Annotated in this window: 2 protein-coding genes; both read right to left on the bottom strand. The window is 57.8% G+C overall.

All coding sequences use genetic code 11. The features are described 5' to 3' along the window. Positions 1-4 precede the first annotated feature (4 nt). A complete protein-coding gene (locus ABG80_RS20770; RefSeq protein ID WP_058089450.1) occupies positions 5-310 on the bottom strand; it encodes a BrnA antitoxin family protein in 306 nt (101 codons plus the stop codon). Beyond that, positions 288-563: a BrnT family toxin gene (locus ABG80_RS20765; RefSeq protein ID WP_058089449.1), complete on the bottom strand. Its 276-nt coding sequence runs from the start codon at positions 561-563 to the stop codon at positions 288-290. The genes ABG80_RS20770 and ABG80_RS20765 overlap by 23 nt, the downstream gene beginning before the upstream one ends. Positions 564-818 lie beyond the last annotated feature (255 nt).

Below are 818 nucleotides of genomic sequence, written 5' to 3'. Positions count from 1 at the left end.
GGCGTTAGGCCTTTCGCGTGTTCGGGTGCGTCTTCAGCCAGTCACGCAGTGCCGTGTTGATGCGCGTTTGCCAGCCAGCACCGCGATCTTTGAAGGCGTCCAAGATGTCCGCATCCAAACGAATGTTGACGTGCTCTTTCGGTCGGCTGGCGGGCGGTCGACCTCGCTTTGGCTTGAGCATCTCCTTGGCCACATCTGCGCCCATCAGGTCGGCCAACACATCCTTCGCCGGTCGAGCTTTTGCAAACCACTCATCCGTGGCCTCGGGTGCGTCGTTGTCCAAGCGTTCAGGGTTGGGTTTGCGCGGCATAGCGAGTCCTTTCACGTTTGTTGGCCCGGCGCAAGCTGATCACGTGCACCGCGCCATCGCGCGGCGTGAACACCAGCATGCACAAATGCTCATCAATGAAGCCAAGCGCCTGGAATCGGCGTTCAGGGTAGTCTTGCCTGGCGTCTTCAACGATCAGCGCGCAACTCCAATCGAACTTCTCGGCAAGCCCAAAGGGCATGCCTCGCTCCTCTTCATTGCGCGCGCTTTTGGCTGGGTCGTAGGTCAGGCGCATTCATTTATTGTACCCACAACAAATCAGACTGTCCACCCGTCAACACCTCCTTCTTCCGCTGCGTGAACCACTCGTTCCGGGGCACGCCACTACCCCGCACGCGCCAACATCGTTTAGGCTACCTATCACACCACCACAACAGCATCATGGGAGAACAAATGCATTGCACATCAAGCACTTGCGCCACCTCGCCTGCGTGGTTACAAACTTTTAGGCCCACATCCCTTGCGAAGGCAGGTTGGTCTATTTGCAGTT

The organism is Aquabacterium parvum (assembly GCF_001447195.1).
Taxonomy (GTDB): Bacteria; Pseudomonadota; Gammaproteobacteria; order Burkholderiales; family Burkholderiaceae_C; genus Aquabacterium; species Aquabacterium parvum.
Note: the sequence above shows the minus strand (reverse complement) of the source record. Positions and strands in the feature narration are given on the sequence as shown.

Coding starts and splice junctions, on each gene's coding strand:
- ABG80_RS20770 (WP_058089450.1), bottom strand. CDS start 310: ATGCCGCGCAAACCCAACCCTGAACGCTTGGACAACGACGCACCCGAG.
- ABG80_RS20765 (WP_058089449.1), bottom strand. CDS start 563: ATGCGCCTGACCTACGACCCAGCCAAAAGCGCGCGCAATGAAGAGGAG.